The organism is Nonomuraea sp. PA05 (assembly GCF_008086045.1).
Taxonomy (GTDB): domain Bacteria; phylum Actinomycetota; class Actinomycetes; order Streptosporangiales; family Streptosporangiaceae; genus Nonomuraea; species Nonomuraea monospora.
This window is the reverse complement of record NZ_VSEY01000019.1, coordinates 146,189-169,003: the sequence shown is the minus strand read 5'-3', so window position 1 is coordinate 169,003 and position 22,815 is coordinate 146,189. Positions and strand designations below refer to the sequence as shown.

The window sequence follows — 22,815 nt, the reverse complement described above, 5'->3', positions numbered from 1 at the left end:
CCGGGCACTGTCCCGGAAGGGCGTGCGCCTGAGCGGTCAGCCGACCCGGGCGCAGTCCTGGAGGGCGACCTCGCCGGGAACGTCGGCCGTGCCGCCGCCCGTGCACTTGATCCTGAGCGCGACGTCGCGGGCGAACCCGAACGCCTCGCCGGTGAAGTCGCCGTTGGTCACGGCGCCCAGCGAGGCCGCGCAGCCGCCGAACAGCACCGTGCGGCCGGGATCGCCGCGGACGGAGTCGCAGGTGTAGGTGGGAGTGAGGATCGGAGGCAGCGCGTTCGAACCGGCCGCGTGGGCGGGGGCTGAGCGCAGGCCGTTCTGAGCGAGAGTCATGGGCAGGCGGTTCGGACCGGCCGCGTGGGCGGTGCCGGGGAGGGTGAGGGTGAGTGCGGCGGCGAGGGCGGCGGTGTGGCGGATCATCGGCGGTGTCTCCGTCAGTCGGGGTCGGCGAGGTTGCAGGCGGGGACCCAGCCGACGATGCCGGTGGTCGCGTTCGTGCCGTGGTGCCACAGGGTGCTCTCGAAGTTGTCGCACCGGTAGAGCCCGTGCTCCTCCGACCGGTCCGACTCGAAGCCCTGGCCCGCGTAGCCGAGCCCGTTACGGCCCGACCCGGCCCTGGGCTCACTCCAGATGATCACGCCTTGGGCGCCGAAGTCGTACAGACGCCTGGCCTGTGCCTGTGCCTGTGTTTGTGCCTGTGCGGCTCCGGCGGGGAGCAGGCCGCTCAGCGACAGGAGCGTGAGCAGGCCGGCCGTGGTGGCTCGTCGAATGTGCTGCACCATGCCTCCTTCCATGAGTTCCATTGCTCACGGTAAGGCTGCGATCACTCAACGTGCCAATCGTTTTCCGGTGCGTCGCCAACCGAGAAGACCGCCGTCCAGCGGCCGGGCGTCGTACCCGTGCTCGCGCAGCTGCCGCACCGCCTCGGGAGACACCACGCAGTACGGCCCTCCGCAGTACGCCACGATCTCGGCATCGGTCGGCAACTCGCCCAGCCGGCTCAGCAGCTCGTCGACGGGCACCGAGATCGCCCCCGGCACGTGACCGGCCGCGTAGTCGGCCGCCGAGCGCACGTCCACCACGACCGTGCCGGGATCCTCCAGCCGCGCGGCCAGCTCCTCCGCGGTCACCCCTTCGAGGCTCCCCAGCCGGGCGCGCACGGCCTCACGCAGATCGGCCAGCCGCCCGTCCGCGAACGCCTGGAACTCCCCGAGGAACCGCGACACCCCCTCGTCCGCCAGCCGGTAGTAGACGTGCGTGCCCTCACGCCTGCTCGTCACGAGCTGTGCGGCGCGGAGCTGCTGAAGCTGGGCGGAGGTGTTCTTGAGCGGAATCCCGGCCGCCCGCGCCAGCTCCTCCACGGTGCGCTCTCGCTGGTCGAGCACGTCCAGCAGCCGCAGGCGAACGGGGCTGGCCAGCGCCTTGCCGATGCGGGCGAGCTGCGCGTAGATCGGCTCCTCCGGGAACATCAGACCATGTACTGGTCGTGGCGCAGGTATACGTCGGTCCACTCCTCGGGGGTGAGCTGCCTGCCGCTCTCGGCGATCGCGGCGAGCTCCTCGAAGTACGACTCCCGCGGCGCGCCAGGCGTGAACAGGATCAGCATCGTGGCCGGCTCGCCCGACTCGTTGCGGAACGCGTGCACCCCGCCCTCGGGCACGAACAGGAAGTCACCCGGCTTGCCGTCCGCCCACTTGTCGCCGTTGAAGAGCCTGATGGTGCCGGACAGGACGTAGAACGACTCCGTCATGGTGCGGTGGAAGTGCGCCCCGGGACCGCCCGGCTTCGGGCCCATCTCCCAGCGGTAGAGCCCGTAGGCGCCGTTGGTGGAGCCGCCGGTCGCCAGGTAGTGGACCTCGGTGTTGGTGCCGACCTTCAGGTCGGGGGTGCGGCCGGCCAGGGCGAAGGTGCCGCTGTGCTCGCCTTCCTCGGCGAAGTAGCGGGGCTCGGGATAGGACATGCTCTCAGCTCCTCCAGCTTTCTAAGGAACCTTAGAATAGCGACGGAAGCACCTCCGCCGCCAGCCGTTCGAGCTGTTCTGCTTCGTCGGACATCGCATCCAGCAGCACCAGGTCCGCGCCCGCCCGCAGCACCTCGGCCAACCCCTGCGCGCATGCGTCGGGCGGTCCGCTGACCAGCATGTCGGCGCTGCCGTACATGCGGGACAGCGGCCCTTCGAGCCTTGCCTCCGCACCCACCGACACGTAGACACGCTTGGCGACCCGGAAGCTCGCCGGATCGCGCCCGGCCTGCTCCAGCTCCGCTCTGAGCATGCGCACCTGCCCGGCGAACGCGTCCGTGGTGGCCCCGCCCGCGCCGATGAAACCGTCGCCGTACCGGACCGCCCGCCTGATCGCGGCTGGCTGATGCCCGCCCAGCCAGACCGGCGGATGCGGCTTCTGGTACGCCTTCGGCTCCATGGCCGTCTCCACCTCGAAGAACCGCCCGTGGAAGGCCACCTTCGGCTCGCTCCAGCACGCCTTCATCAGCTCGATGCCCTCGGTGAAGCGCGTCACGAATCCCTCGGGGGAGACGCCGAAGGACGCCAGCAGGTCCCTGGAGCCCAGCCCGAACCCCACCTCCAGACGTCCCCGGCTGAGCTGGTCGAGGGTGCTGAGGCTCTTGGCCAGATGCAGCGGGCTGTGCACGACGCTGACGTAGATGGCGCAGCCGAGGCGCAGGCGTTCGGTGCAGGCCGCGGCGTACGTCATGACCTCGGTCGGGCCGAGGGTGGGGACGGGGTTGAGCGTGCCCTCGCGGGTCCAGGCGCTGTGGAAGCCGAGGTCCTCGGCGCGGCGCAGGTAGGCGCGGAAGGCTGCCGGGTCGAATGTGGCGTCGGGGATCTGCTGGGGGAGGGAGACGGCGAAGCGGTCCATGGTGGTTTCTGTCATGCACCACCGCATAACTCAGCCATGGCGGCGCGTCCAGTCTCACGCGCCCGCCGGAGATGGACGAGTGATGACGGTGGGGCGTTGTGGCTCTGAGGTTGTGGTCCGCTCCCTGGTCGGGACGGCCGAGGAAGAATCTTCCAGGAGATCAGGACCATGGCAGGTCGGCCCACACTACGCGGTGCTCACCATCGGTGAGATGGGTGCCGCAGCGAATCGCCAAGCTCGCCACCAAGCTCAGGCCCCGGCCCGATTGCCGCATCGAGCCCGGGTTCAGCGGCTCAAAGCGAGGCTCGCGATGGGGCGTTCCTGGATCGATCACCTTCAGCCGGATGAAGTCGTCGGCGGTGCCGAGCCGGACCTCGACCCAGTTGCGCTGATCCCCGGCCGGGACATGCCGGATGACGTTGGTCACCAGTTCGCAGGCGACCAGCACCGCGTTGTAGCGCAGATCAGGGTCGACATCGCCTAGCCACCGCCGGAGCATTCTCCGGGCCTGACATGGTGTTTCTTTGCTTCGCCGCAGCGTTGTGCCCTGCCAGCGGGCGACGTCCGGCATCGATGCGAAAAAGGCCGGTACTGACATGAAATCACCGACTTCCCCATGATTGTGTGCGATTTTCGAGACACGTAGGCTGTCGTGATCGAACGTGTCGGCTCTCAGCATGGATGCTCGCGCTGCCCGCACACTGGTCAACGTCATGAAATCTGGCCGACAAAGAAATACATACTCTCTGTATTGATCGTCGTCTCGGCGTCGCAGTACCGTAATGAAGGAGTTCTGTCCTGCTCACCACCGCGGAGACGTCATGCAGGCAGCCCCCGGCGACTCGATGTCACCCCGTGCCCGCTTCGCCCATGATTTGACCGAATATCGTAAATCAGCAAAAATGACGCAGGCCGCGCTGGCGCTGCGAATGCGCTGTCATGAGTCGCTCATCAGCCATATCGAGACCGGCCGGCGCGCCCCCACCGTAGATATCGCCGAGGAAGCCGACAGAACCTTCGGCCTTGACGGGCACTTCGTTGCCCTGTTCACGAGGATCGCCCAGTCGCCCACCCTTGGCTGGTTCGCCCGCTGGGTGGAAGAGATCGAACCCCGCGCGGTGATCCTGCAATCGTGGGATCCGTTGCTGATCCCGGGCATCCTGCAAACTCCCGACTATGCGCGCGCGATTTTCCAGACCGGCTCCGCTCCCGACCGTGTGGAGGAGCGGGTCGAAGCGCGCATCCGGCGGATCTCCATCTTCGACGGCGCATGCCCGCCGACCTTCCTCGCCCTCATGGACGAAGGCGTACTGCATCGCCCGATCGGCACGGCCGACATCCTGGCGGCCCAACTGCGTTACCTGCTCGAACTGACCAGGCATCCACAGATCACTGTCCAACTGGTCCCTGTCGTGGCTGGCTGTGTCCCTGGCATGATGAGCGCATTCGCCTTGGCGCGGCTGCGGGACGGCTCGGAAGTCGTCTCGGCCGACTCGGTTCTGTCCGGCCAGGTGACTGCGGACCATGACGCCGTCGTGCAGCTCAAGCAGAGATATGACCGCATCAGAGCGGATGCGCAGCCGAGATTTGATACGCAGCAGGCGATAGAGGATGCGATCGGAAAATGGACCAGGTGAACCTCGACGAAGCCGAGTGGCGCAAGGCTACTGCCAGTGGCGACAACGGGCAGTGCGTGGAAGTCGCCACCAACCTGCCCGGCATCGTTGCTGTCCGGGACAGCAAGAACCCGCAGGGGCCCGCGCTGATTTTCACCCCTGGTGAGTGGAAGGCGTTCTTGAAGGGCGCCGGCCGAGGCGAGTTCGACATCTGACAACAACGGTCGGCCGAGGTCGTCGAGCGGTGCCGGCATGCCGACGACCTCGGCTTCTACCTGCGGCTCGTGGGCCATGGTCCACTGACTTCCGTCTTCCGAGGCCATGGGGCCGGAACGGCGGACGACTTCGTCCGGTCGACGGTTTGGCACAGTGGGCGACATTGAATCGCCTCGATGTCGCGGATCAGGTGTGGTGTGAAAAGATTCTGTCGGGGCGTTATGTGCGCTCATGAGCTCTCTCGGATGCGATGTTCAAATGTCTCACACGCGGTTGGTCAGCCAGAAGGAACGAGGTTTCTCTCTACGCGGGCCCGACAAACCTGCTCGCCTCATTTCCGAAGGAACAGCATTCGGAGTTGTTGGAGGTGCTCACGGCTGACGCGCACGGGTCACATGCTTATGTGATGCTGGAGCTCAGCGAAGCGGGCTAGAAAATGGCAGGGTCGCAGTAGGGCTTGCGATGGCTGTCGCGCCCCGGGGTCGGCGGGCGTAATTAGAGAAGACCGCTCGGAGCGGGCTCCCAACGGTGCATCGGAAACGAGCGGGCAAGAGCTGTGAGTACGCATGCAGGAATCCTCAATGGCACGCCTGCTGTCCGCGCGTCGACACATCCGCGGTGGGTTTCCGGAGCAGCAGCGCGGCGACCGCCTCAGGGTCCTCACGCATGGCGTTGTGTCCGGTGGGGAGGTCGTGAACCTGCCACTCGGGATCGGCCTGGAGCCGGGCGCGGAGTTCAGCGAACGGCGTCCGGTCCTCCCACCCCGAGCAGTAGACGAACTCCCGCCGGGAGCCCCGGGCCAGCCCGCCCGTGAGCCGGACCGCCTGCAAGAACGAGGCGAGCGGATGAGGCCGCCGCCGGGGATCGCCACCGGCCGGCGGGAGGACGGCGTAACCGGTGCTCGCGGCCCCGGCGGCGAACACCTCCCGGTAGCGCTCGGTCGTCGCCGACCAGCACGACTCGCCGTCGCGCGGCACATAGGCGTCGAGATGCACCAGCCGCGAGACCCGGCCACCGGCACGATCGGCGGCGGCGGCGATCACCATCCCGCCGTAGCTGTGGCCGACCAGCGTCGCGTCGGTGAGGCGGGCGCGATCCAGGAGCCGCAGCACGTCGTCGGCGTGCGTGTCGAGGTTGGCGGCCGCGACCGCCGCCTCGTCGTCTTCCGGACGCAGACCGGTCAGGGTCAGGGCGTGAACGGCATGTCCGGCGCGTTCCAGCAGCGGGATCACCGTCTCGAACGACCAGGCGCCGTGCCAGCCGCCGGGCACGAGGACGAACGTTGCCATGTGTCTCTCCTTCGGTCGCGAGCGGTCCGGTCGGCTACCGCTTCGCATGCAGGCAAGTCTCGCCAGCGCTGGGTTTGGCTTGCTACCGATAAGATGCCAACCGATGCCCTTTCGCCGCCAACCTCGTCAGACGTCGCACCTGTGGCCCTCCGGCGGGCGTCACCTCTGGCCCTCCGGCGAGACGAGCCCAGCGCAGACGCACGCAAGAGGACACCTGGTGTACGCGGCCAGTGGCGTCCTGACCGTGCACACCGAGCGCGGCACGTCGATCGTTCCGGCCAACCGGGTTGCCTGGACGCCCGCCGGGTTCACTCACCAGCACCGCGCCCATGGCGACACGGACATGCGGATCGTCTTTCTCGCGCCGTCCCTCGCCCGGCTCATCCCCGACCGTCCCGCCGTGTTCCTGGCCTCCGGCCTCGCCCGCGAGGTCCTGCTCGCCCTGACCGGCCCTGGCAACTACGACGACACCGCGCCTGCTTACAGCCGCTCTGCGCGCTCGCGCCTGCTTCGCGTGCTTGTCGATGAGCTCCGCGAAGCGCACGAGCAGGCGCTGCACCTGCCGGAGCCACGGGACGACCGGCTGCGGGCCGTCGCCAGGATGTTGGACGAGAATCCTGCGGAGAACGCCACGCTGGCCGAACTGGGGAAGGCGATCGGAGCCAGTGCACGCACTCTCAGCCGCCTGTTTCGTGATGAGCTCGGCATGACCTTCTATGAGTGGCGCACGCAACTGCGTATCTACCATGCGCTCGTGCTTCTCGGCGATGGTCATGACACCACTCAGACCGCGTATGCCTGCGGGTGGGCCAATCCCAGCAGTTTCATCGCGGCGTTCAGCAACGTCATGGGGACGACTCCGGGCCGCTATCGGGCGGGCGCTCGCGGGTCTGGCCTCTCAGCGGAGTGACTCAGGCAACGGGCAACTCAGTAGGCCATGGTGATGGGTGGATGTGCCTCTGAGGGGGAGCTGGTGACGGCTCGGGGGAGCGCGAGGGGGCTGGAAAGCCCTCTCGCCCCGGGGCTTGCGGCGAAGCCGCGAGCCGCGGATAGGCGCAGCCCGAGCCGAAGGCGAAGTCCCGTTGTCTTCGGGGCGGGCTCCCAACGGCCAGCCCGGTAAATGGGATTGGGGCGGGCTGGGTTTGGAAGGACGCCCGAGCGATCAGCGAGGACCGAGCAGTTGCGGGGTCGAAGGGGCGGAGCCCCTGGGAGGCAGGGGCCCGAGCCCTCGATTGGCGCGTAGCGCCCGCTTGTGAGGACCGTGCTTTTAGAAGGTGATGACGGTTCGGGCGACGGTGCCTTGGCGGACGTGTTCGACGCCGTCGTTGAGTTGGTCGAGGGGGAGGCGTTCCGAGATCAGCGCGTTGAGGTCCAGGCGGCCCTGTACGTACTGGGCGGCCAGCATCGGGAGGTCGTGGGCGGGGGAGGAGTCGCCGCCCTGGGTGCCCATCAGGCGGCGGGAGGCGAAGAGGAGGCCTGTGTCGAGTTGCATGGGCTGGCCTGCTGGGGGGCTGCCGACCATGACCGTGGTGCCGCCGGGCTGGGTGGAGGCGAAGGCTTGGGCGAGGACGCCGGGGGCGCCTGTGGCGTCGAAGGCGTAGTCGACGCCGCCCCGGACCACGTCTGAGACCTGGCGGGGGAGGTCGGTGGCGAGGAGGGTGTGGGTGGCGCCGAGGCGTTCGGCTTGTTTGAGTTTCTGGTCGGCGACGTCGGCGGCGATGATCGTGGTGGCGCCCGCCAGGAGTGCGCCCTGGATGACGTTGAGGCCTACGCCGCCGCAGCCGACCACGAGGACGGTGGCGCCTGGGGGGACCTGGGCGACGTTGAGGACGGCGCCGACGCCGGTGATGACGCCGCAGGCGAGGAGGCACATGGCGTCGAAGGGGAGGGATTTCGGGATTTTTACGCACATGGGTTCGGGGATGACGGCGTACTCGGCGAAGGAGCCGATGCCGATGAAGCGGCGGACCTCCGTGCCGTCCAGGGTGATGCGGGGCAGGCCGCCCATGATGGTGGGCAGGCGGCTGGGGCCCGTGCAGAGGTGGAAGCGGCCGGAGGCGCAGGGGCGGCAGCGGCCGCAGGGGCCGTTCATGGCGATGATGACGTGGTCGCCCGGTTGGAGGGTGGTGACGCCGGGGCCGGTCGATTCCACCACGCCGCTGCTCTCGTGGCCCAGGATGTAGGGGAGTTCGCTGACGACGGGGCTCTTGCCGTCGATGGCCTTGAGGTCGGAGCCGCACACGCCCGACGCCTTGATCTGGACGCGGACCTCGCCGGGGCCGGGGTCGGCGATCTCGACCTCGCGCAACTCCATGGGGGCGTGGAACGCGGTGAGCACGGCGGCGCGCATCAGCATGCGACTCACGCTAGCCGGGGCATCGGTCGCAAACAAGCGGTTGCTCGGTAATTCCGATCACCCCCGTTGACGTCCATGGCGAGGAAACTTACGCTCGCGCTAACCAAGCGAGCGCTAGGCCGAGTGTGAAAGTTGGGCCGGACGTGCGGGAGGCCGTCATGAAGCGGAGGAAGTCGGCGGCGATGCTGGTCGCGGTGCTGGCCGCCGCCGGATGCGCGGCACAACAACAAGGCAGCCGGCAGAACGAAACGGAGCAGGGCGTCACCGACACGACGATCAGGATCGGCGGCGTGCTGACCAAGACCAGCGCCAGCGGCTACTCCACCAAGGACGCCGAACTGGGGGCGAAGGCCAGGTTCGAGCGGGCCAACGCCGAGGGCGGCGTGCACGGCAGGAAAATCGAATTCCTCGGCGCCGAGGACGACGGGCAGGACGCGGCCAAGGGCGACGCGGCGGCCAAGAAGCTCGTACAGAAGGACCAGGCGTTCGCCCTCGTCCCGGTGCACGCCCCCAACTTCGGCGGCGCCGCGTTCCTGGAGCAGCAGGGCGTGCCGTGGTTCGGCTGGGCGACGGGCCCGCAGTGGTGCGGCACGAAGACGGGCTTCGGCTACAACGGCTGCCTGGCGCCCAAGCAGGGGGCCGGGTCGCAGACGTGGTGGGGCAGGCAGATGGCCGACCTGCTGGGCGGCTCGGAGGGCAAGAGCGTCTACGTCCAGACCTCCGACTCCAGCGGCAGCAAGTACGGCGGCACGACCATCTCGCAGTCGTTCACCGCCGCCGGCTTCACGCTGGCGGGCGTGAACTCCGGCCTGCCGGCGGCCGCCCCGCCGCCCGACTGGCTGCCGTACGTCAACAAGATCATGACGTCGGACGACGGCGGCCCCCCTGACGTGGTCGTCTCCGTGATCGCCGGGACGAAGTTCAACGTCGGCCTGTACGCGGCGCTCAAGCGGGCGGGCTACCAGGGCGTGCTGACGGACGCCACCAGCTACGACGTCGCCATCCTGAAGGACCAGGCGAGCGCCCAGGCCCTGGACGGCGTGATCGCGGCCCCCATGTTCGAGCCCTTCGAGTCCACCGCCCCCGAGATCGCCAAGCTCAAGCAGGACGTCGAGAAGGTCGCCCCCGGCACGCAGCTCACCCAGCACCTGGCGATCGGCTACTGGGCGGCCGACATCTTCCTCGACATGCTGAACAGGACCGGCAAGGAGCTGACCAGGCAGAAGTTCCTGGCGACGGGCAACGGCTCGTACCTGTACGAGAACGCGGGCTTCGGCCGGATCGAGTACCCGAAGGACCATGACGAGCCGAACGGCTGCGGTGCCCTGGTCAAGCTGGAGGGCGGCGCCTTCCAGGTGGCCAAGAGCATGAAGTGCTTCGACAACGTGCCGCTCAAATGATCCTGGACTACGTGCTCAGCGGCCTGGTCACCGGCGCCGTCTTCGCGATCATGGGCTCGGGCCTGACGCTCTCGTACGCCGCCACGGGCGTGTTCAACTTCGCCCACGGCGCCATCGGGTTCCTGACGGCCCTGCTGTTCTACCAGCTCGGCCAGGCCGGGCTGCCCGCGTGGCTGTCGGCGCTGCTGGCGGTGGCGCTGTTCGCGCCCGCGCTGGGCTACGTGCTGCACAAGGCGATGTTCAGGGGGCTCGCGCAGGCGGGCGAGACGGCGCAGATCGTGGCCACGATCGGGCTGACGATCGCGCTGCCCGCCCTCGGCCTGCTGGTCGTGGACCTGGCGGGGCTGCCTCCGGCGGACGCGACCGCGTTGCCGCGCGGCGTCGGGCCGCATCCGGCGCAGGCGTTCGACGTGCTCGGCGTGCGGCTGGACAGCGACCAGCTCATCACGTTCTGCTTCTCGGCGGTCGCGGCGGCCGGGTTGTGGGCGTTCATCCGGCACACCCCGTACGGCCTGCGCATGCGCGCCTCCGTGGACCGGCGGCGCCTGGCCACGCTGCGCGGCATCGACGTGGACGCCACGTCGGCGCTGGCCTGGATGCTCGGCTCGGGGCTCGCCGGTCTGGCGGGAGTGCTGGCGGTGTCGGTGCTGGGGCTGGACGCGACCGCGTACACGGTGCTGCTGTTCGCCTCGGCGACGGCGGCGGTGTTCGGGCGGCTGCGCTCGATCCCGTGGACGTTCGCGGCCGGGCTGGCGCTCGGCGTCGTGCAGAACCTGGTCGCCGGCTACACCGACTTCCTCGAAGAGGTGACGGGGCTGCGCACGGCGGTGCCGGTGATCCTGCTGTTCGCCGGGCTGGTGCTGCTGAACAGGTCGCGCGAGCGGGTGGCGGGCAGCGCTTCGGAGGACGTGCCGCCGCCGGACCATCTGGCCGGGCTGCCGCCGTGGCGGCGCAGGCTGCCGTGGGCGGCCGGGGTGGCGGCGCTGGTGGTGTTCGCGTTCACCGGGCCGGAGTACTACGTGGGCGTCGCGGCGCAGGGCCTGGTGCTGGCGCTCATCTTCTGCTCGTTCGTGGTGGTGACAGGGATCGGCGGCATGGTGAACCTGGCGCAGGCCGCCTTCGCCGCCATGGCGGCGCTGACCTGCGGGTGGGCGTTCGCGTCGGGGCTGCCGTTCTTCGTGGCGATCGTGCTGGGCGTGCTGGCCGCCGCCGCGGTGGGGATGCTGGTGGCGCTGCCCGCGCTGCGGCTGGGCGGGCGGGTGCTGACGCTGGCCACGCTCGCTCTGGCGCTGCTCGCCGACCAGGTGCTGTTCCAGGTGGACGCGTTCAGCAACGGGACGATCGGCTGGTCGATCCCGGCGCTGGGGTTCGGGTTCGCCGACACCTCGGACGCGCGGGTGCGGGTGGTGGTGCTGCTCCTGCTGATCGGCGCGGTGGCGCTGCTCGTGCGGAACCTGGAGCGGTCGGCTTCCGGACGGGCGATCCTGGCCGTGCGGTCGGCCCCGGCGGCGGCCACGACGTCCGGGCTGTCGGCGCCGCGGACGAAGATCACGCTGTTCGTGCTGGCGTCGGCCGTCGCCGGGCTCGGCGGGGTGCTGTTCGCGATCTCCAAGGGGTCGATCACGGCGACCGACCTGCCGGCGTTCGCCGGGTTCGTGTGGCTGGCCGTGGTGGTGCTGCAGGGCGTGCGGCGCATCGGCGGGGCGGTGCTGGGCGGGCTGATCGCCGTCGCCGTGCCCGAGGTGCTCTCCACCTGGGACGTCTCCGCGCACGTCGGCGCCATCCTGTTCGGCCTCGGCGGCATGATCCTGGCCAAGCATCCCGACGGGGTGCTCGCCCAGGTCGCCGAGCTGCGCCACAGCCGCGCGAAGCCGCCCGCCGGGGAGTCGCCCGCCGGGCCGCGCGAGCCCGCGCTGTTCGCCCTGGAAGGCGTCTTCGCCGGGTACGACGACGTGACCGTGCTGCGCGGCGTGGACCTGCAGGTGCGTCCCGGCGAGGTCGTCGCGCTGCTCGGCGCGAACGGCGCGGGCAAGTCCACCACGTGCGCGGCGGCGGCCGGGGACCTGCCGGTGACCGCCGGCCGGATCCTGCTGGACGGCGCGGACGTCACCGCCTGGCCCGCCCACCGCAGGGCCCGCGCCGGCATCCTGCTCGCCCCGGAGGGCAGAGGCGTCTTCCCCGGCCTCACCGTCGAGGAGAACCTGCGCACCTGGCTGCCCGACCCCGAGCCCGTCTACGAGCGCCTGCCCCACCTGGCCGAGCGCCGTACCGTGCTCGCCGGCGCGCTGTCCGGCGGTGAGCAGCAGCTCCTGACGCTCGCCCCGGCGCTGGTGCGCCCGCCGCGCGTGCTGATCGCCGACGAGCCGTCGCTCGGGCTGGCGCCGATGGTGGTGCGGCAGGTCTTCGACGTCTTCGCCGAGCTGCGCGAACGCGGGGTCGCGCTGCTGCTCGTCGAGGAGAAGGCCACCGAGGCGCTGGCGATCGCCGACCGGGTGGCGTTCATGCGGCTGGGCCGCGTCACCTGGGTGGGGCCGCGGGCCGAGGTGGACAGCGAGCGGCTGACCGCCGCCTACCTGGGGGTGCGGTGAGCATGCTGGCCGTGGAGGGCGTGTCGGTGGCGTTCGGCGGGGTCAGGGCGCTGGACGGGGTGACGTTCGAGGTCGGGAGGGGCCTGGTCTGCGGCGTGATCGGGCCGAACGGGGCGGGCAAGACCACGCTCTTCGACGTGGTGTCGGGGCTGCGCGGGCCGGACGAGGGGATCGTCCGCCTCGACGGCCAGGACGTGACGGGGGTTCCGGCGATCAAGCGGGCCAGGGCGGGGCTGCGCCGCACGTTCCAGCGCACCCAGGTGTTCGGGCGGCTCACCGTGGCCGCGAACGTGCTTGCCGCGCTCGACTGGCACGGCGGCGGGGGCGGGCTCGCCGCCGACCTGGCCGGCTGGCCGTCCAGGCGGCGACTGGAACGGGAGCGGCAGGAGCGCGTGGCCGAAGTGCTGGAGCTGTGCGGGCTCACCGAGCTGCGCGACGCGTACGCCGCCGCGCTCCCCGTCGGCCAGCGCCGCCTCGTCGAGCTGGCCAGAGCCCTGGCCGACCACCCCCGCGTGCTGCTGCTCGACGAGCCCACCTCGGGGCTGGACGCCGGGCAGACCGCCCGGCTGGGGGAGGTCGTCAGGGCCCTGGACACGACCGTGCTGCTGGTGGAGCACGACATGGGGTTCGTGATGGACGCCTGCGACCGGATCGTCGTGCTGGACCTCGGCAAGGTCGTCGCCACCGGCACGCCGGACGAGGTCCGCCAGGATCCCGTGGTCAGGGCCGCCTATTTGGGCTGAGCGTGCCGTTCGGTGAACGACAGGATCCGCCGCCAGGCGTCCTGGCACGCCTCGGCCCACTCGCCGTAGGTGCGGTCGAAGAACGAGTGCGGCGCGCCCTCGTAGATGTGCGTCTCGTGCTCGGTGCCGGCCCTGTCGAGCGCGGCCTCGTACGCGGCGAACTCCTCCGGCGAGGACACCGTGTCCGCCCCGCCCCGCAGCAGGAGCAGCGGCGCGCCCGGGCCCGACTCCGGCGCCTCGATGAAGCGCAGCGCGCCGTAGAAGCCGATGCCGCCCGACAGGCCGTTGCCGCCGGCGGCCAGCCACCAGGACAGGGCGCCGCCCATGCAGAAGCCGGTCGTGAAGACGGGGCCGCCGAGCGCGTCGGCGGCGGCCCGCGCGTCGGCCCGTGCGCCTTCGAGGGTGACCTGCTGGACGTGCGGCATGAAGTCGAAGTCGTCGTCGCGGACGCTCAGGCCGGCGGTGCGGCCGAAGTAGTCGATCGCGATCGTGCGGAACCCCGCCTCGGCGAAGCGCTGGGCCAGGTCCATGTAGAAGGGGTGCAGACCGCGCACGTCGGGCAGGATCACCATGTTGCGCCCGTTCGGCTCCGCGGGCTCGGCCCGGTAGGCGAGGAGCCGGTTGCCGTCGGACGCGGTCAGCTCGATCTGCTCGTGTGAGGCCACCTCGCCCTGGACGGGCGGTGCGGGCGGCCTGCTGTCGGTGGAATGGCACATGGGAATCAGCATGCCCGTAGACGATCCCGGCTATCCAGGTACGCGCAGGGACAGGCTGGGCCCGTCCGTGAACCAGCAGACTGATGGGGTGAACAGGGAACTGGGCGCGTTCCTGCGGGCGCGCAGGAGCGAGGTCGCGCCGCAGGACGTCGGGCTGGCCGGCGGGTCGCGCAGGCGGGTGCGCGGGCTGCGCCGCGAGGAGCTGGCGGACCTGGCGGGGATCAGCGTCGAGTCCCTCCCCCGCCTCGAACAGGGCCGCACGGAGCAGCCGTCGGCGTCCGTCCTGGAGTCGCTGTCCAGGGCGCTCGGCCTGAGCGACGCCGAGCGGGCGCACCTGTTCGACCTGGCCGCCCCGCGTCCCAGGCCGAGGCCGTCCGGCGGGGTGCGGCCCGAGCTGGCCCGGCTGCTGGAGCGGATCTCCGGCGCCGAGGTCCCGGCGCTCGTCACCGGCCACCGGCTCGACGTGCTGGCCTGGAATCGCCTGGCTGACGCGCTCTTCCCCGGCCTGTGCCGCCCTGGTGCGAACCTGGCCCGCTACAACTTCCTGCACGCCGGCGACCTGTACGCCGACCGCGAGGAGGTGCTGCGCGCCACCGTGGGGCAGCTCCGCCTGGCCACCGGCCGCCATCCCGGCGATCCCGCGCTGGTCTCGCTGATCGGCGAGCTGTCCGTGCACAGCGAGCGCTTCCGCGTGTTGTGGGCCGGGCGGGTGGTCAAGGAGCGCATCAGCGGCGTCAAGCGGTTCCGGCATCCCGTGGTGGGGGAGCTGGCGCTGCGCTACGAGACCTTGGACGTGCCGGGCGGCGGCGGTCAGCGGCTCAGCCTGCTGCACCCCGAGCCGGACGGGGTGACGGAGGAGTCGCTGCGGCTGCTGGCGTCCTGGGAGGCTTGATCCGAACAGCTGGGCTTGATCGGAACGGCTGAGCTTGATCAGAATGACTGGGCGGCGCGCAGCTCGCGCACCAGGTGCTCGCGTACGCGGACCACGGCGGGCCTGAATCGAGCAGGTCGTCGAGCTGCTCGCCGAACGGCGGGCCTGAGGCGGGTAATCGCCGCCGGATGTCGGTTGTGCCCCAGGGGTGTGGGATCTGACCATCTAGGAGTAGTACTGCCGTCCCGTGGAAGGGAACCCCCATGGCCCACCCCAACCTCGATCCGGAGCTGCGCGCCGGGATCGAGCAGTTCCCGATGCCGCCCGGCGACATGTCCGCCCTGTTCGCGGACCTGCCAGGGCAGCGGGCGCAGCTCAACGCGATGATGGCCGCCGCGCCCCCGCCCGACACGCGGATCTCGATCGAGAACCGCCACGTGCCGGGGCCCGAGGGGGCGCCCGACGTTCGGGTGCGCGTCTACCGGCCGGAGGAGCGCGGGGAGAACCGGGCGGCGCTGTACTGGATCCACGGCGGCGGCATGATCATGGGCTTGCCCGAGGGTGACGACGCCCAGATGATCGAGTACGTCGAGCGGCTCGGCGTGGTCGTCGTCTCCGTCGACTACCGGCTGGCCCCCGAGCACCCGCATCCCGCCCCCGTCGAGGACTGTTACGCCGGCCTCGTCTGGACGGCCAAGAACGCCGCCGAGCTGGGCATCGACCTGAGCAGGCTGGCCGTGGGCGGGGCCAGCGCGGGCGGCGGGCTCGCCGCCGCGACCGTGCTGCTGGCCAGGGACAGGGGCGGGCCCGAGGTGGCCTTCCAGCTCCTCGTCTGCCCGATGCTCGACGACCGCAACACCACGCCGTCCAGCGTCGAGTTCACCGAGGCCGTGGTGTGGGACAGGCAGGCCAACCTCTTCGGCTGGGGGGCGCTGCTCGGTGACCGGATGGGCGCCGAGGACGTGTCGCCGTACGCGGCTCCGGCCCGGGCCACCGACCTGTCGGGGCTGCCGCCGGCGTTCGTGGACGTGGGGGAGCTGGAGGTGTTCAGGGACGAGTGCGCCGACTACGCGTTGCGGCTGGCGCGGGCCGGGGTGTCGACGGAGTTCCACCTGTATCCGGGGGCTTTCCATGGGTTCGACATGCTGGTGCCCGGGGCGGCGTTGAGCGTCAGGGCGCGGGAGGCGCGCGAGGCGGCGCTCAAGAGGGTGTTCGGTATTTAACAGAGCAGGCGGACCAGGACCAGGGCCAGGTGGGCGCGCATCCGGCCCGGCTGGTCGCCCAGGGAGAAGCCCAGCGCGGACTCCGCGCGGGAGATCCGGGCGGCCAGGGAGCTGTGGTGCAGGTGGACGGCCTGGGCCGCGCCACGGACGGACCCGGCCAGGCACAGGGCGCGCACCGCCAGCAGCGACTCCTCGCCCAGTCGTGACATGGCCCGCACGTCGGGCAGGCCGGCGATCGCCTGTTCGGGCAGGTCGGCGAACAGGGCCAGCGCGCCCAGGTCCGACCAGCGCATCACCGGGTCGTGCGGGCCGGTGAACCGCAGTGCCGTGCGGGCGCCGGCCCACGACTCGGCCGCCCGCGCGCCGGGCAGCTCGGGCCCGACCCCGACCCTGGACGTGCCCGGCGGCTCGGGGCCGACCCCGACCCTGGACGCGCCCGGCGGCTCGGGGCCGATCCCGGTCCCGGTCCGAGGCGCGTCGGGCAGCTCGGCGCTGAGGGTGGTCGCGACCAGGACGGCCTCCGTGTCGCCGATCGTGGCGGCCCGCACGTGGTGCCCCATCGCCCGCAGCCCGGAGGCGAGCCCCTGGTCGGGCAGCGCGATGGCCAGGGCCTGCAGCGGCGTGGCGGGGTCGAAGCCGAGCAGCCGCAGCGCGCGGGCGCGCTCGGCCTCGCCGGTCTCGGCCGACAGGGCCAGCTCGACCAGGGCGGGATCACGGGCGGTGTGGACGAGGGCGGCGGCGCGTTCGAGGGTGACCTCGGCCGCCGCCGCGTACCGTTCGAGCACGATCTCGTCGAGCCCGTGCGCGGGCCCTTCGCGTTCCATCCAGACGGCGCCGAGCCCGGAGCTCAGCTCCCGCACGGAGCCGGGGAGGGCAGGGGTGTCGGCCGTGCCGTCGGCGCGGACCCGGGTGCGGCGGCCGGTGGCGGCGTCGAGCAGGCCGACCGGGCACTGCGTAAGCCGGGCGGTGGCCGTGAGCAGCACGGGCACGCTGACGTGGTCGCGCACCAGCGAGTCGAAGTAGGCGATGACCCGGACCGCGCTCTCCGCGTCGGTGTCGAGGGTCGAGAGCCGCAGCAGCAGTCCCTGCACGACCTCCACACTAGCCTGGTCACGATACCAAGCGTGCGCTAGGTTGGTTGTCGTGGATCTCGACTACTCCACGGCGGAGCTCGCCTTCCGCGCCGAGGTACGCGACTGGCTGAGCAGGCACGCCCCGCCACTCCTGCCGTCCATGGACACCAGGGAAGGCTTCGCGGCGCACCGTGCCTGGGAGGCGGAGCTGGCGTCCGCGCGGCTGTCCGTCGTCTCCTGGCCCGAGGAGTACGGCGGGCGCGGCGCCTCCCTCATCGACTGGCTGATCTTCGAGGAGGAATACTGGGCCGCCGGCTGCCCCGCCCGCGTCACCCAGAACGGGATCTTCCTCCTCGGCCCGTCCCTCCTCCGCAACGGCACCCCCGAACAGCGCGAACACTGGCTGCCCCGGATGGCCAGGGGCGACGACGTGTGGGCGCAGGCCTGGTCGGAGCCCGAGGCGGGCAGCGATCTGGCCGCCCTGACCTCCCGCGCCGAGCCCTGTCCAGGCGGCTGGCGGCTGTACGGGCACAAGACGTGGAGCTCGCGGGCCGCCTTCGCCACCCACGGCTTCGGCCTCTTCCGCACCTCGGGGGCGCGGCACAAGGGGCTGACGTACTTCATGTTCCCCATGGACGACGTCGCCGTCCGCCCCATCGCCCAGCTCGACGGGCTGCCCGGCTTCGCCGAACTGCGCTTCGACGGCGTCTTCACGCCCGAGTCGATGGTTCTCGGCGAGGTCGGCGAGGGCTGGCGCATCGCGATGGCCACCACCTCCTCCGAACGCGGCCTGACCCTGCGCAGCCCCGGCCGCTTCCTGGCCACCGCCGACCGGCTCGTCGAGCTGGTCCGCGACGCCGACCCGGTGCTCGCCGACCGGGCCGCCCGCTGCCGGGTGGAGGCGGAGGCGTACCAGTTGCACACGTTCGGGACGGCGCGCCGCATCATGGCGGGGGAGGAGATCGGGTCCGCCGCCAGCATGGGGAAGATCTTCTGGTCCGAGCTCGACCTGCGCATGCACGCGCTCGCCCTGGAGCTGCTCGGGGACCGGGCGGAGAGCTGGCTCGACGGGTTCCTGTTCTCGCTGGCCGGGCCCATCTACGCGGGCACGAACGAGATCCAGCGCACCATCGTCGCCGAACGCGTCCTGGGGCTGCCGCGATGAACTTCGGCTTCAGCGAGGACCAGCTCGCGCTCGCCACCAACGTACGGGACGTGCTGCGCACGCACTGCCCGCCCGGCTCGCTGCGCGCCGAGCGGCGGCCGGGATGGGAGCAGCTCGCCGCGCTCGGCTTCTTCGGGCTGCTGCTGCCCGAGCACGCCGACGGCCTCGGCCTGAGGCTGGTCGACGTGCTGCCCGCCCTGGAGGAGACCGGGCGTGCCTGCCTGCCCGGGCCGGTCGTGGAGACCGCCGTGGTCGCGCCGTACCTGCTGGCCGAGGTGCCCAAGCTGGCCTCCGGCGCGGTGAGCGTCGCCGTGCTGCCACCCGGGCAGGCGTACGCGGCCGACGCCGACCTGGCCGACCTCCTCGTGGTCGTGCGGGACGGCCGGGCGCGGGTCGTCCAGCGTCCGGACGTGCGGCTCACGCCCCGGCGCGGCGTGGACCCGTGCAGGCCGCTGTTCGAGGTGGGCTTCTTGCGGTCCGAGCCCCTGCCCGCGCCGGTGGGTCCGGTGCTGGCGCGGGCCATGGTGGCCATCGCCGCGCAGCTCGTCGGGGTCGCCAGGGAGCTGCTGTCGGTCACCGTCGGATACGCGCGCGTGCGCACCCAGTTCGGCGCGCCGATCGGGTCATTCCAGGCCGTCAAGCACCAGCTCGCCGACGTGGCCGTGGCCGTGGAGTTCGCGGCTCCGCTGGTGTACCGGGCGGCGCTCACGGTGGAGACCTCTGGTTCGGACGGCTGCGCCACGGACGGCTGCGCCACGGACGGCCGCGCCACGGACGGCTTCGCTTCGAGCGGCGCCGGGCGGGACGCGAGCGCCGCCAAGGCCGCCGCAGGCGAGGCCGCCGCCCTGGCCGCCAGGGCCGCCCTGCAGATCCACGGCGCGATCGGCTACACCGAGGAGCTGGACCTGCGGTTCTGGCTCGCCCGCGCCTGGTCGCTGGCCGCCGCGTACGGCACCACGGCCGCCCACCGCGAACACCTGCGGAACGCGATCGCCGGGAGGCGCCCGTGAAGTTCGGCGTCCCCCTCGGACTGGTGCATCCCGACGCCTGGAAGGACGTGGCCGTCGCCGCCGACGAGCTGGGCTTCGAGTCGGTGTGGCTGCCCGAGCACCTCGTCTTCGCCACCGACCTGTCCCTGGCCGTCTACCCGGGCACCTCCGACCCCGGGATCAAACCGCAGACGCCGCTGTTCGACGCGCCCGCCTACCTGTGCTGGCTGGCCGCCCTCACCACCCGCGTCCGGCTCGGCACCGCCGTCCAGCTCCTCGCGCTGCGCCACCCGTTCGTGTCGGCGCGCGCCTTCGCCACCCTGGACGTGGTCTCGTCCGGACGGGCCATCTGCGGCGTCGGCGCCGGCTGGTACCGGGGGGAGTGGGACGCGGCCGGCGTGCCGTTCGCGACCAGAGGGGCGCGGCTGGACGAGGCGATCGAGGTGGTGCGGCGGCTCTGGAGCGAGCCCCTCGTCGCCCACTCCGGGCGCTTCTACGCCTTTCCCGAGGTCGCCTTCGAGCCCAAGCCGGTGCAGCGGCGGCTGCCCGTGCTCGCCGGCGGCGAGTCGGCCGCCGCGCTGCGCAGGGCCGCCACGCTCTGCGACGGGTGGATCAGCATGCCGCACACCATCGAGTCGATCAAGCCGCAGCTCGCGCGGCTGGCGGCGGGGGTGCCGGTGACGGCGCACGCGTACGAGCTGGGCTCGCCCGGTGAGGTGGAGGAGTGGGCGGGGATCGGGGTGGAGCGGCTGATCGTCCGGCCCTGGACGCGGAGCAGGGACGCGGTGGCGCGGCTGGCCGCGTTCGCCGACGAGTACGGCGTCAGGAGCACACCCTAGAGGTGGTCTTGCCCGACTTGACCGTCCTGCACCGGCGGGAGGTCGTCGCCGTGGGCCTGGTGGTGGGCCTGGTGGTGGGCTTCGTGGTGGGGCTCGTCGTGGGTCTTGAGGTGGGCTTCGGGGTGGGGCGGGGCTCGTCCGTCTCGGGAGGGGCGGTGGTGGGGCGCACCATGGCCTTGGCGCCCTTGCCGCCGTCGCGCCGCGCCCTGAACGTGTCCACGAAGGCCGACGGGGTGAACGTGCCGCGCTCCGCCTTCTTCCCGATCGCGGCCACCTGGCGCTCCATCGGCAGGAAGTACCACTCGCGGCCGTCGAGGTGGTCGTCGCAGTGGTCGTCGGGGACGCGGACGCGGGTGCGGGCCCGTACGCAGATCATGACGCGGTCCTGCTCGTCCACGATCAGCACGCCCGTCCCCGGACCGCCCTTGCGCGCGGCCCTGTAGGTGCGGCGGGGCGGCGCGTACGGGATGCCGATGGTCACCTTCGCGCCGACGGCGGGCACCGTGGACGTCACGGGGACGTAGTGCCAGGCGTGGTCCGGCTCGCGGTCGTCGCAGCGCTGGTCCTCCTGCCTGACGCGGGTGGCCTGGCCGACGCAGATCTGGGCGTGGTCGACGGTGCTGGTGTCCCGTTGCGCCGCCGTCCGGGTGGGGGGCGCGCTGGGCGGTCGTTCCCCGGAGGCGGTGGCGGCGCATCCCGAGGCCAGGAGGAGGGCCAGGCTGACGGAGGCGAGGTGGCGGACGGTCGGCGACAAGGCGCTCCCAGATCTGCATGTATCGGACTGGACGGACCAACGACAGTCGCAGAAGGGGAGTTCCCGTTCGCCGATCAAGCCCGGTGGCGGCCTCCGCCGACCAGGCGCTGCTCGTCCTCCCTCAGCGCCCTGCGGTGGCGGCGGCCCCTGAGCGGGACGTCGGGCGCGTACCCGGCGTGCTCCTCGACGGCGGCCCGCCTGCGCCTTCCCCGGTAGGCGGCGATCTCGGGGGAGTCCAGGAGGTCGCCGCCGCCGCGCCTGCCGCGGGGCGGGTTGAAGGCGTCGAACGCGCTGGTCGCCCCCGGGATGAGGACGCGGTCGAACGAGCTGGTGTCCACCAGGCGCTGGAGCGGCCCCGTGTCCAGGACGACTTCGAGGGGGCTCGGCTCGTCCGGGAACGTGATGCGCTCCAGCGGGCCCGTCTGGTCGGTGAACGCGAAGCGGCTCGGGTCGAAGTCCGGCTCGTACGGCTCGTTGTCGAAGGCAGGGGTGAACGAGCCGGCCCCGGTGGTGGCGCGGTTGTGCGGGGCGGCGTCGGTGGTGAGGTCGAACGGCCTGGTCTCCAGGGGCAGCTTGCGGTGCCGGGCGCCGCCGGAGCGGGCCGTGCCGTGGCCCGTGAGCTCCCTGCCCGCGGCGTGCCGCGCCGCGCCCCGGCCGGTGGACCGATGGTGGGTGTGCGCGGCGGCGTCCCCGCGACCGTGTGCGGCGGCGGCCTCGCGACCGTGTGCGGCGTCCCCGAGGCCGTGTGCGGCGGCGGTTTCGCGGCCGTGCGCGGCGGCGGTTTCGCGCAGGTCCGTGGCGGCGGTCTCGCGGAGGCTCGTGACGGCTTCCGCGGCGCTGAGGGAACGCAGGGCGGCCGACGTGGCGAGGCGGTCGGCGTTCTCCTGGAGCTCCACCGTGGTGGCCGCCGTGGCGGCGGCCGTCACGGGGACGGGCCCGCGGCGACGGCGGCGGCCCTTGGCGCGGGACGGGCGGGCCGGCTTGCCGGCCGTGGCGGCGGCCGGGCTCATGCGCAGGCGGCGGGTCTTGGCCACGGCGAGCAGCGCGAGCGCGGCGACCAGCGCCGAGCCGATCAGCGTCGGGGAGTCGATGGCGGGCAGCGGCCCGGTGGCGGAGGCGTCGGTGTGCGACGGGAGCGGCTCGGCGGTGGCCGCCTCGGTGTCCGCGGTGGCGGGCTTGGCGTGCTTGCCCTTCTTGATCGCCCCGGGAGCGGGCGAGGCGGCGCCCTGCTGGGCTGACGACTGGGAGGCGGACGGGTGCGGGGCCGTGGTGGCGCCGGCGCGGGGCGCCGTGGTGGCCGCCGGCTGCGGCGCGGAGGCCGTGTCAGCAGGCTTCTTGGCCGCGGCGGTGCCGTCCGTGACCTGGCCCTGGGCCTCGGCCGGGGTGCGGCCCTCGACCTGCCCCTTGGACGGCGTCTGCTCCCTGGCCGGGTCCTGCGACTGGATCCGGCCGGAGACGAAGGGGCTCTGGGCCGAATGCCCGGCCTCCTGCGCCCTGGGGATCAGCGAGCTGAGCGACTCCTCGGGGATCTGGAGCGTGCCATCCTTGGCCTGCTTCTTTGCCGCGGCCGCGTCCAGGCGCTCCTTGACGCGGTCGGGGTAGCCGTAGCCGACCACCTTGCTGGTGTCACGTTCCTTGCGCTTGGCGACGCCACCGTCGATGTTGCCCTCGATGGTGTGGATCGTGTTGCCCTCGACCCTCGTCACGATGCCGACGTGGTCGATGTTGTCGATGTCGTTGGAGCCGCTCCAGTCGTAGAAGACGAACGCGCCGGGCTTGGGCGTCTTCCCCCAGGCTCCCTGCTCCTTGAACCACTCCGCGTGCGCCACCGTCCACGCGAACTGCCCGATCCACTCCTCGTAGCCGAGCTTGTGCGCGGCCCATGAGAGGTACATGTCGCACCACGGCGCGGAGCTGTAGTCGGCGTCGAACTCGACGTTCTTGCCGTACCAGTCGCCGAACTTGGTGTAGGACCCGGATTTCTCCGAGTACCCGAGCTGGCTCTCGAGCAGTTCGATGTACTTCTGGATCTCTGGCGTCATGGAAGTATGGGGGCACCTTCCGGGCAAGACCGGGTTTGCCCACGCAGCATCGGGTAAGGAGG

The 22,815-nt window shown here is 71.7% G+C and carries 23 protein-coding genes; 11 read left to right on the top strand and 12 right to left on the bottom strand.

Annotated elements, in window-relative coordinates; translation table 11 throughout:
- Window positions 1-36 precede the first annotated feature (36 nt).
- From FXF51_RS28910 to FXF51_RS28885, 6 genes are all read right to left on the bottom strand, one after another.
- Window positions 37-417, bottom strand: coding sequence for a hypothetical protein (locus FXF51_RS28910; RefSeq protein WP_148437823.1), 381 nt, complete (start codon window positions 415-417; stop codon window positions 37-39).
- Between the two features lie 14 nt (window positions 418-431).
- Window positions 432-779, bottom strand: a complete 348-nt coding sequence (locus FXF51_RS28905; RefSeq protein WP_148437822.1) for a hypothetical protein — start codon at window positions 777-779, stop codon at window positions 432-434.
- A 45-nt stretch (window positions 780-824) separates the two neighbouring features.
- On the bottom strand, window positions 825-1,466 hold the full coding sequence (locus tag FXF51_RS28900; RefSeq protein WP_148437821.1) for an ArsR/SmtB family transcription factor: 642 nt from the start codon (window positions 1,464-1,466) through the stop codon (window positions 825-827).
- Window positions 1,466-1,957, bottom strand: coding sequence for a cupin domain-containing protein (locus tag FXF51_RS28895; protein WP_148437820.1), 492 nt, complete (start codon window positions 1,955-1,957; stop codon window positions 1,466-1,468). The genes FXF51_RS28900 and FXF51_RS28895 overlap by 1 nt, the downstream gene beginning before the upstream one ends.
- Window positions 1,958-1,988: 31 nt before the next feature.
- Window positions 1,989-2,888 carry an LLM class flavin-dependent oxidoreductase gene (locus FXF51_RS28890; RefSeq protein WP_222871515.1) on the bottom strand — a complete coding sequence of 300 codons (900 nt, stop codon included), beginning with the start codon at window positions 2,886-2,888 and terminating at the stop codon, window positions 1,989-1,991.
- A 145-nt stretch (window positions 2,889-3,033) separates the two neighbouring features.
- The gene (locus tag FXF51_RS28885; RefSeq protein WP_187414622.1) at window positions 3,034-3,552 is read right to left on the bottom strand and encodes an ATP-binding protein; all 519 of its coding nucleotides are present in this window, start codon (window positions 3,550-3,552) and stop codon (window positions 3,034-3,036) included.
- Between the two features lie 142 nt (window positions 3,553-3,694).
- Between FXF51_RS28885 and FXF51_RS28880 the strand changes: the two genes are divergently transcribed.
- Together FXF51_RS28880 and FXF51_RS28875 are read left to right on the top strand one after the other, a co-directional pair.
- Entirely contained in the window at window positions 3,695-4,510 is an 816-nt protein-coding gene (locus FXF51_RS28880) for a helix-turn-helix domain-containing protein (protein ID WP_187414621.1), read from the top strand.
- A complete protein-coding gene (locus FXF51_RS28875) occupies window positions 4,498-4,704 on the top strand; it encodes a DUF397 domain-containing protein (protein ID WP_222871514.1) in 207 nt (68 codons plus the stop codon). Before FXF51_RS28880 ends, FXF51_RS28875 begins: the two co-directional genes overlap by 13 nt.
- A 579-nt stretch (window positions 4,705-5,283) precedes the next feature.
- Here the strand turns inward: FXF51_RS28875 and FXF51_RS28870 are convergent.
- Window positions 5,284-5,994, bottom strand: a complete 711-nt coding sequence (locus tag FXF51_RS28870) for an alpha/beta fold hydrolase (protein WP_148437816.1) — start codon at window positions 5,992-5,994, stop codon at window positions 5,284-5,286.
- Between the two features lie 103 nt (window positions 5,995-6,097).
- Here FXF51_RS28870 and FXF51_RS28865 point away from each other — a divergent pair, with 103 nt between their 5' ends.
- Window positions 6,098-6,904, top strand: coding sequence for an AraC family transcriptional regulator (locus tag FXF51_RS28865; RefSeq protein ID WP_148437815.1), 807 nt, complete (start codon window positions 6,098-6,100; stop codon window positions 6,902-6,904).
- 357 nt (window positions 6,905-7,261) lie between these two features.
- Here FXF51_RS28865 and FXF51_RS28860 read toward each other — a convergent pair whose 3' ends face one another.
- A complete protein-coding gene (locus tag FXF51_RS28860) occupies window positions 7,262-8,350 on the bottom strand; it encodes an alcohol dehydrogenase catalytic domain-containing protein (RefSeq protein WP_148437814.1) in 1,089 nt (362 codons plus the stop codon).
- Between the two features lie 158 nt (window positions 8,351-8,508).
- Here FXF51_RS28860 and FXF51_RS28855 point away from each other — a divergent pair, with 158 nt between their 5' ends.
- Genes FXF51_RS28855 through FXF51_RS28845 form a run of 3 tightly spaced genes read left to right on the top strand, consistent with a single transcriptional unit; the run spans window position 8,509 to window position 13,081 of the window.
- A complete protein-coding gene (locus FXF51_RS28855) occupies window positions 8,509-9,750 on the top strand; it encodes an ABC transporter substrate-binding protein (protein ID WP_148437813.1) in 1,242 nt (413 codons plus the stop codon).
- Window positions 9,747-12,338, top strand: a complete 2,592-nt coding sequence (locus FXF51_RS28850; protein ID WP_148437812.1) for an ABC transporter permease subunit — start codon at window positions 9,747-9,749, stop codon at window positions 12,336-12,338. The genes FXF51_RS28855 and FXF51_RS28850 overlap by 4 nt, the downstream gene beginning before the upstream one ends.
- A gap of 2 nt (window positions 12,339-12,340) precedes the next feature.
- Window positions 12,341-13,081 carry an ABC transporter ATP-binding protein gene (locus FXF51_RS28845; protein WP_148437811.1) on the top strand — a complete coding sequence of 247 codons (741 nt, stop codon included), beginning with the start codon at window positions 12,341-12,343 and terminating at the stop codon, window positions 13,079-13,081.
- Here FXF51_RS28845 and FXF51_RS28840 read toward each other — a convergent pair.
- Window positions 13,069-13,797 carry a dienelactone hydrolase family protein gene (locus FXF51_RS28840; protein WP_148437810.1) on the bottom strand — a complete coding sequence of 243 codons (729 nt, stop codon included), beginning with the start codon at window positions 13,795-13,797 and terminating at the stop codon, window positions 13,069-13,071. The two genes, FXF51_RS28845 and FXF51_RS28840, sit on opposite strands and share 13 nt — an antisense overlap.
- Window positions 13,798-13,885: 88 nt before the next feature.
- Here FXF51_RS28840 and FXF51_RS28835 point away from each other — a divergent pair, with 88 nt between their 5' ends.
- Both FXF51_RS28835 and FXF51_RS28830 read left to right on the top strand, forming a co-directional pair.
- Window positions 13,886-14,689: a helix-turn-helix transcriptional regulator gene (locus FXF51_RS28835; RefSeq protein ID WP_262379904.1), complete on the top strand. Its 804-nt coding sequence runs from the start codon at window positions 13,886-13,888 to the stop codon at window positions 14,687-14,689.
- 242 nt (window positions 14,690-14,931) lie between these two features.
- Window positions 14,932-15,891, top strand: coding sequence for an alpha/beta hydrolase (locus FXF51_RS28830; RefSeq protein ID WP_148437808.1), 960 nt, complete (start codon window positions 14,932-14,934; stop codon window positions 15,889-15,891).
- Here FXF51_RS28830 and FXF51_RS28825 read toward each other — a convergent pair.
- Entirely contained in the window at window positions 15,888-16,982 is a 1,095-nt protein-coding gene (locus FXF51_RS28825) for a helix-turn-helix domain-containing protein (protein ID WP_148437807.1), read from the bottom strand. The genes FXF51_RS28830 and FXF51_RS28825 overlap by 4 nt on opposite strands.
- 52 nt (window positions 16,983-17,034) lie before the next feature.
- Here FXF51_RS28825 and FXF51_RS28820 point away from each other — a divergent pair, with 52 nt between their 5' ends.
- From FXF51_RS28820 to FXF51_RS28810, 3 genes are read left to right on the top strand one after another with little or no spacing between them, the layout of a single operon-like run.
- Window positions 17,035-18,129: an acyl-CoA dehydrogenase family protein gene (locus FXF51_RS28820; protein WP_148437806.1), complete on the top strand. Its 1,095-nt coding sequence runs from the start codon at window positions 17,035-17,037 to the stop codon at window positions 18,127-18,129.
- On the top strand, window positions 18,126-19,139 hold the full coding sequence (locus tag FXF51_RS28815; protein ID WP_148437805.1) for an acyl-CoA dehydrogenase family protein: 1,014 nt from the start codon (window positions 18,126-18,128) through the stop codon (window positions 19,137-19,139). Before FXF51_RS28820 ends, FXF51_RS28815 begins: the two co-directional genes overlap by 4 nt.
- Entirely contained in the window at window positions 19,136-19,957 is an 822-nt protein-coding gene (locus FXF51_RS28810; protein WP_148437804.1) for a TIGR03619 family F420-dependent LLM class oxidoreductase, read from the top strand. The genes FXF51_RS28815 and FXF51_RS28810 overlap by 4 nt, the downstream gene beginning before the upstream one ends.
- Here the strand turns inward: FXF51_RS28810 and FXF51_RS28805 are convergent.
- Both FXF51_RS28805 and FXF51_RS62810 read right to left on the bottom strand, forming a co-directional pair.
- A complete protein-coding gene (locus FXF51_RS28805; protein WP_148437803.1) occupies window positions 19,941-20,711 on the bottom strand; it encodes a hypothetical protein in 771 nt (256 codons plus the stop codon). The two genes, FXF51_RS28810 and FXF51_RS28805, sit on opposite strands and share 17 nt — an antisense overlap.
- Before the next feature lie 74 nt (window positions 20,712-20,785).
- Window positions 20,786-22,753, bottom strand: coding sequence for a CHAP domain-containing protein (locus FXF51_RS62810; RefSeq protein ID WP_262379903.1), 1,968 nt, complete (start codon window positions 22,751-22,753; stop codon window positions 20,786-20,788).
- Window positions 22,754-22,815 lie beyond the last annotated feature (62 nt).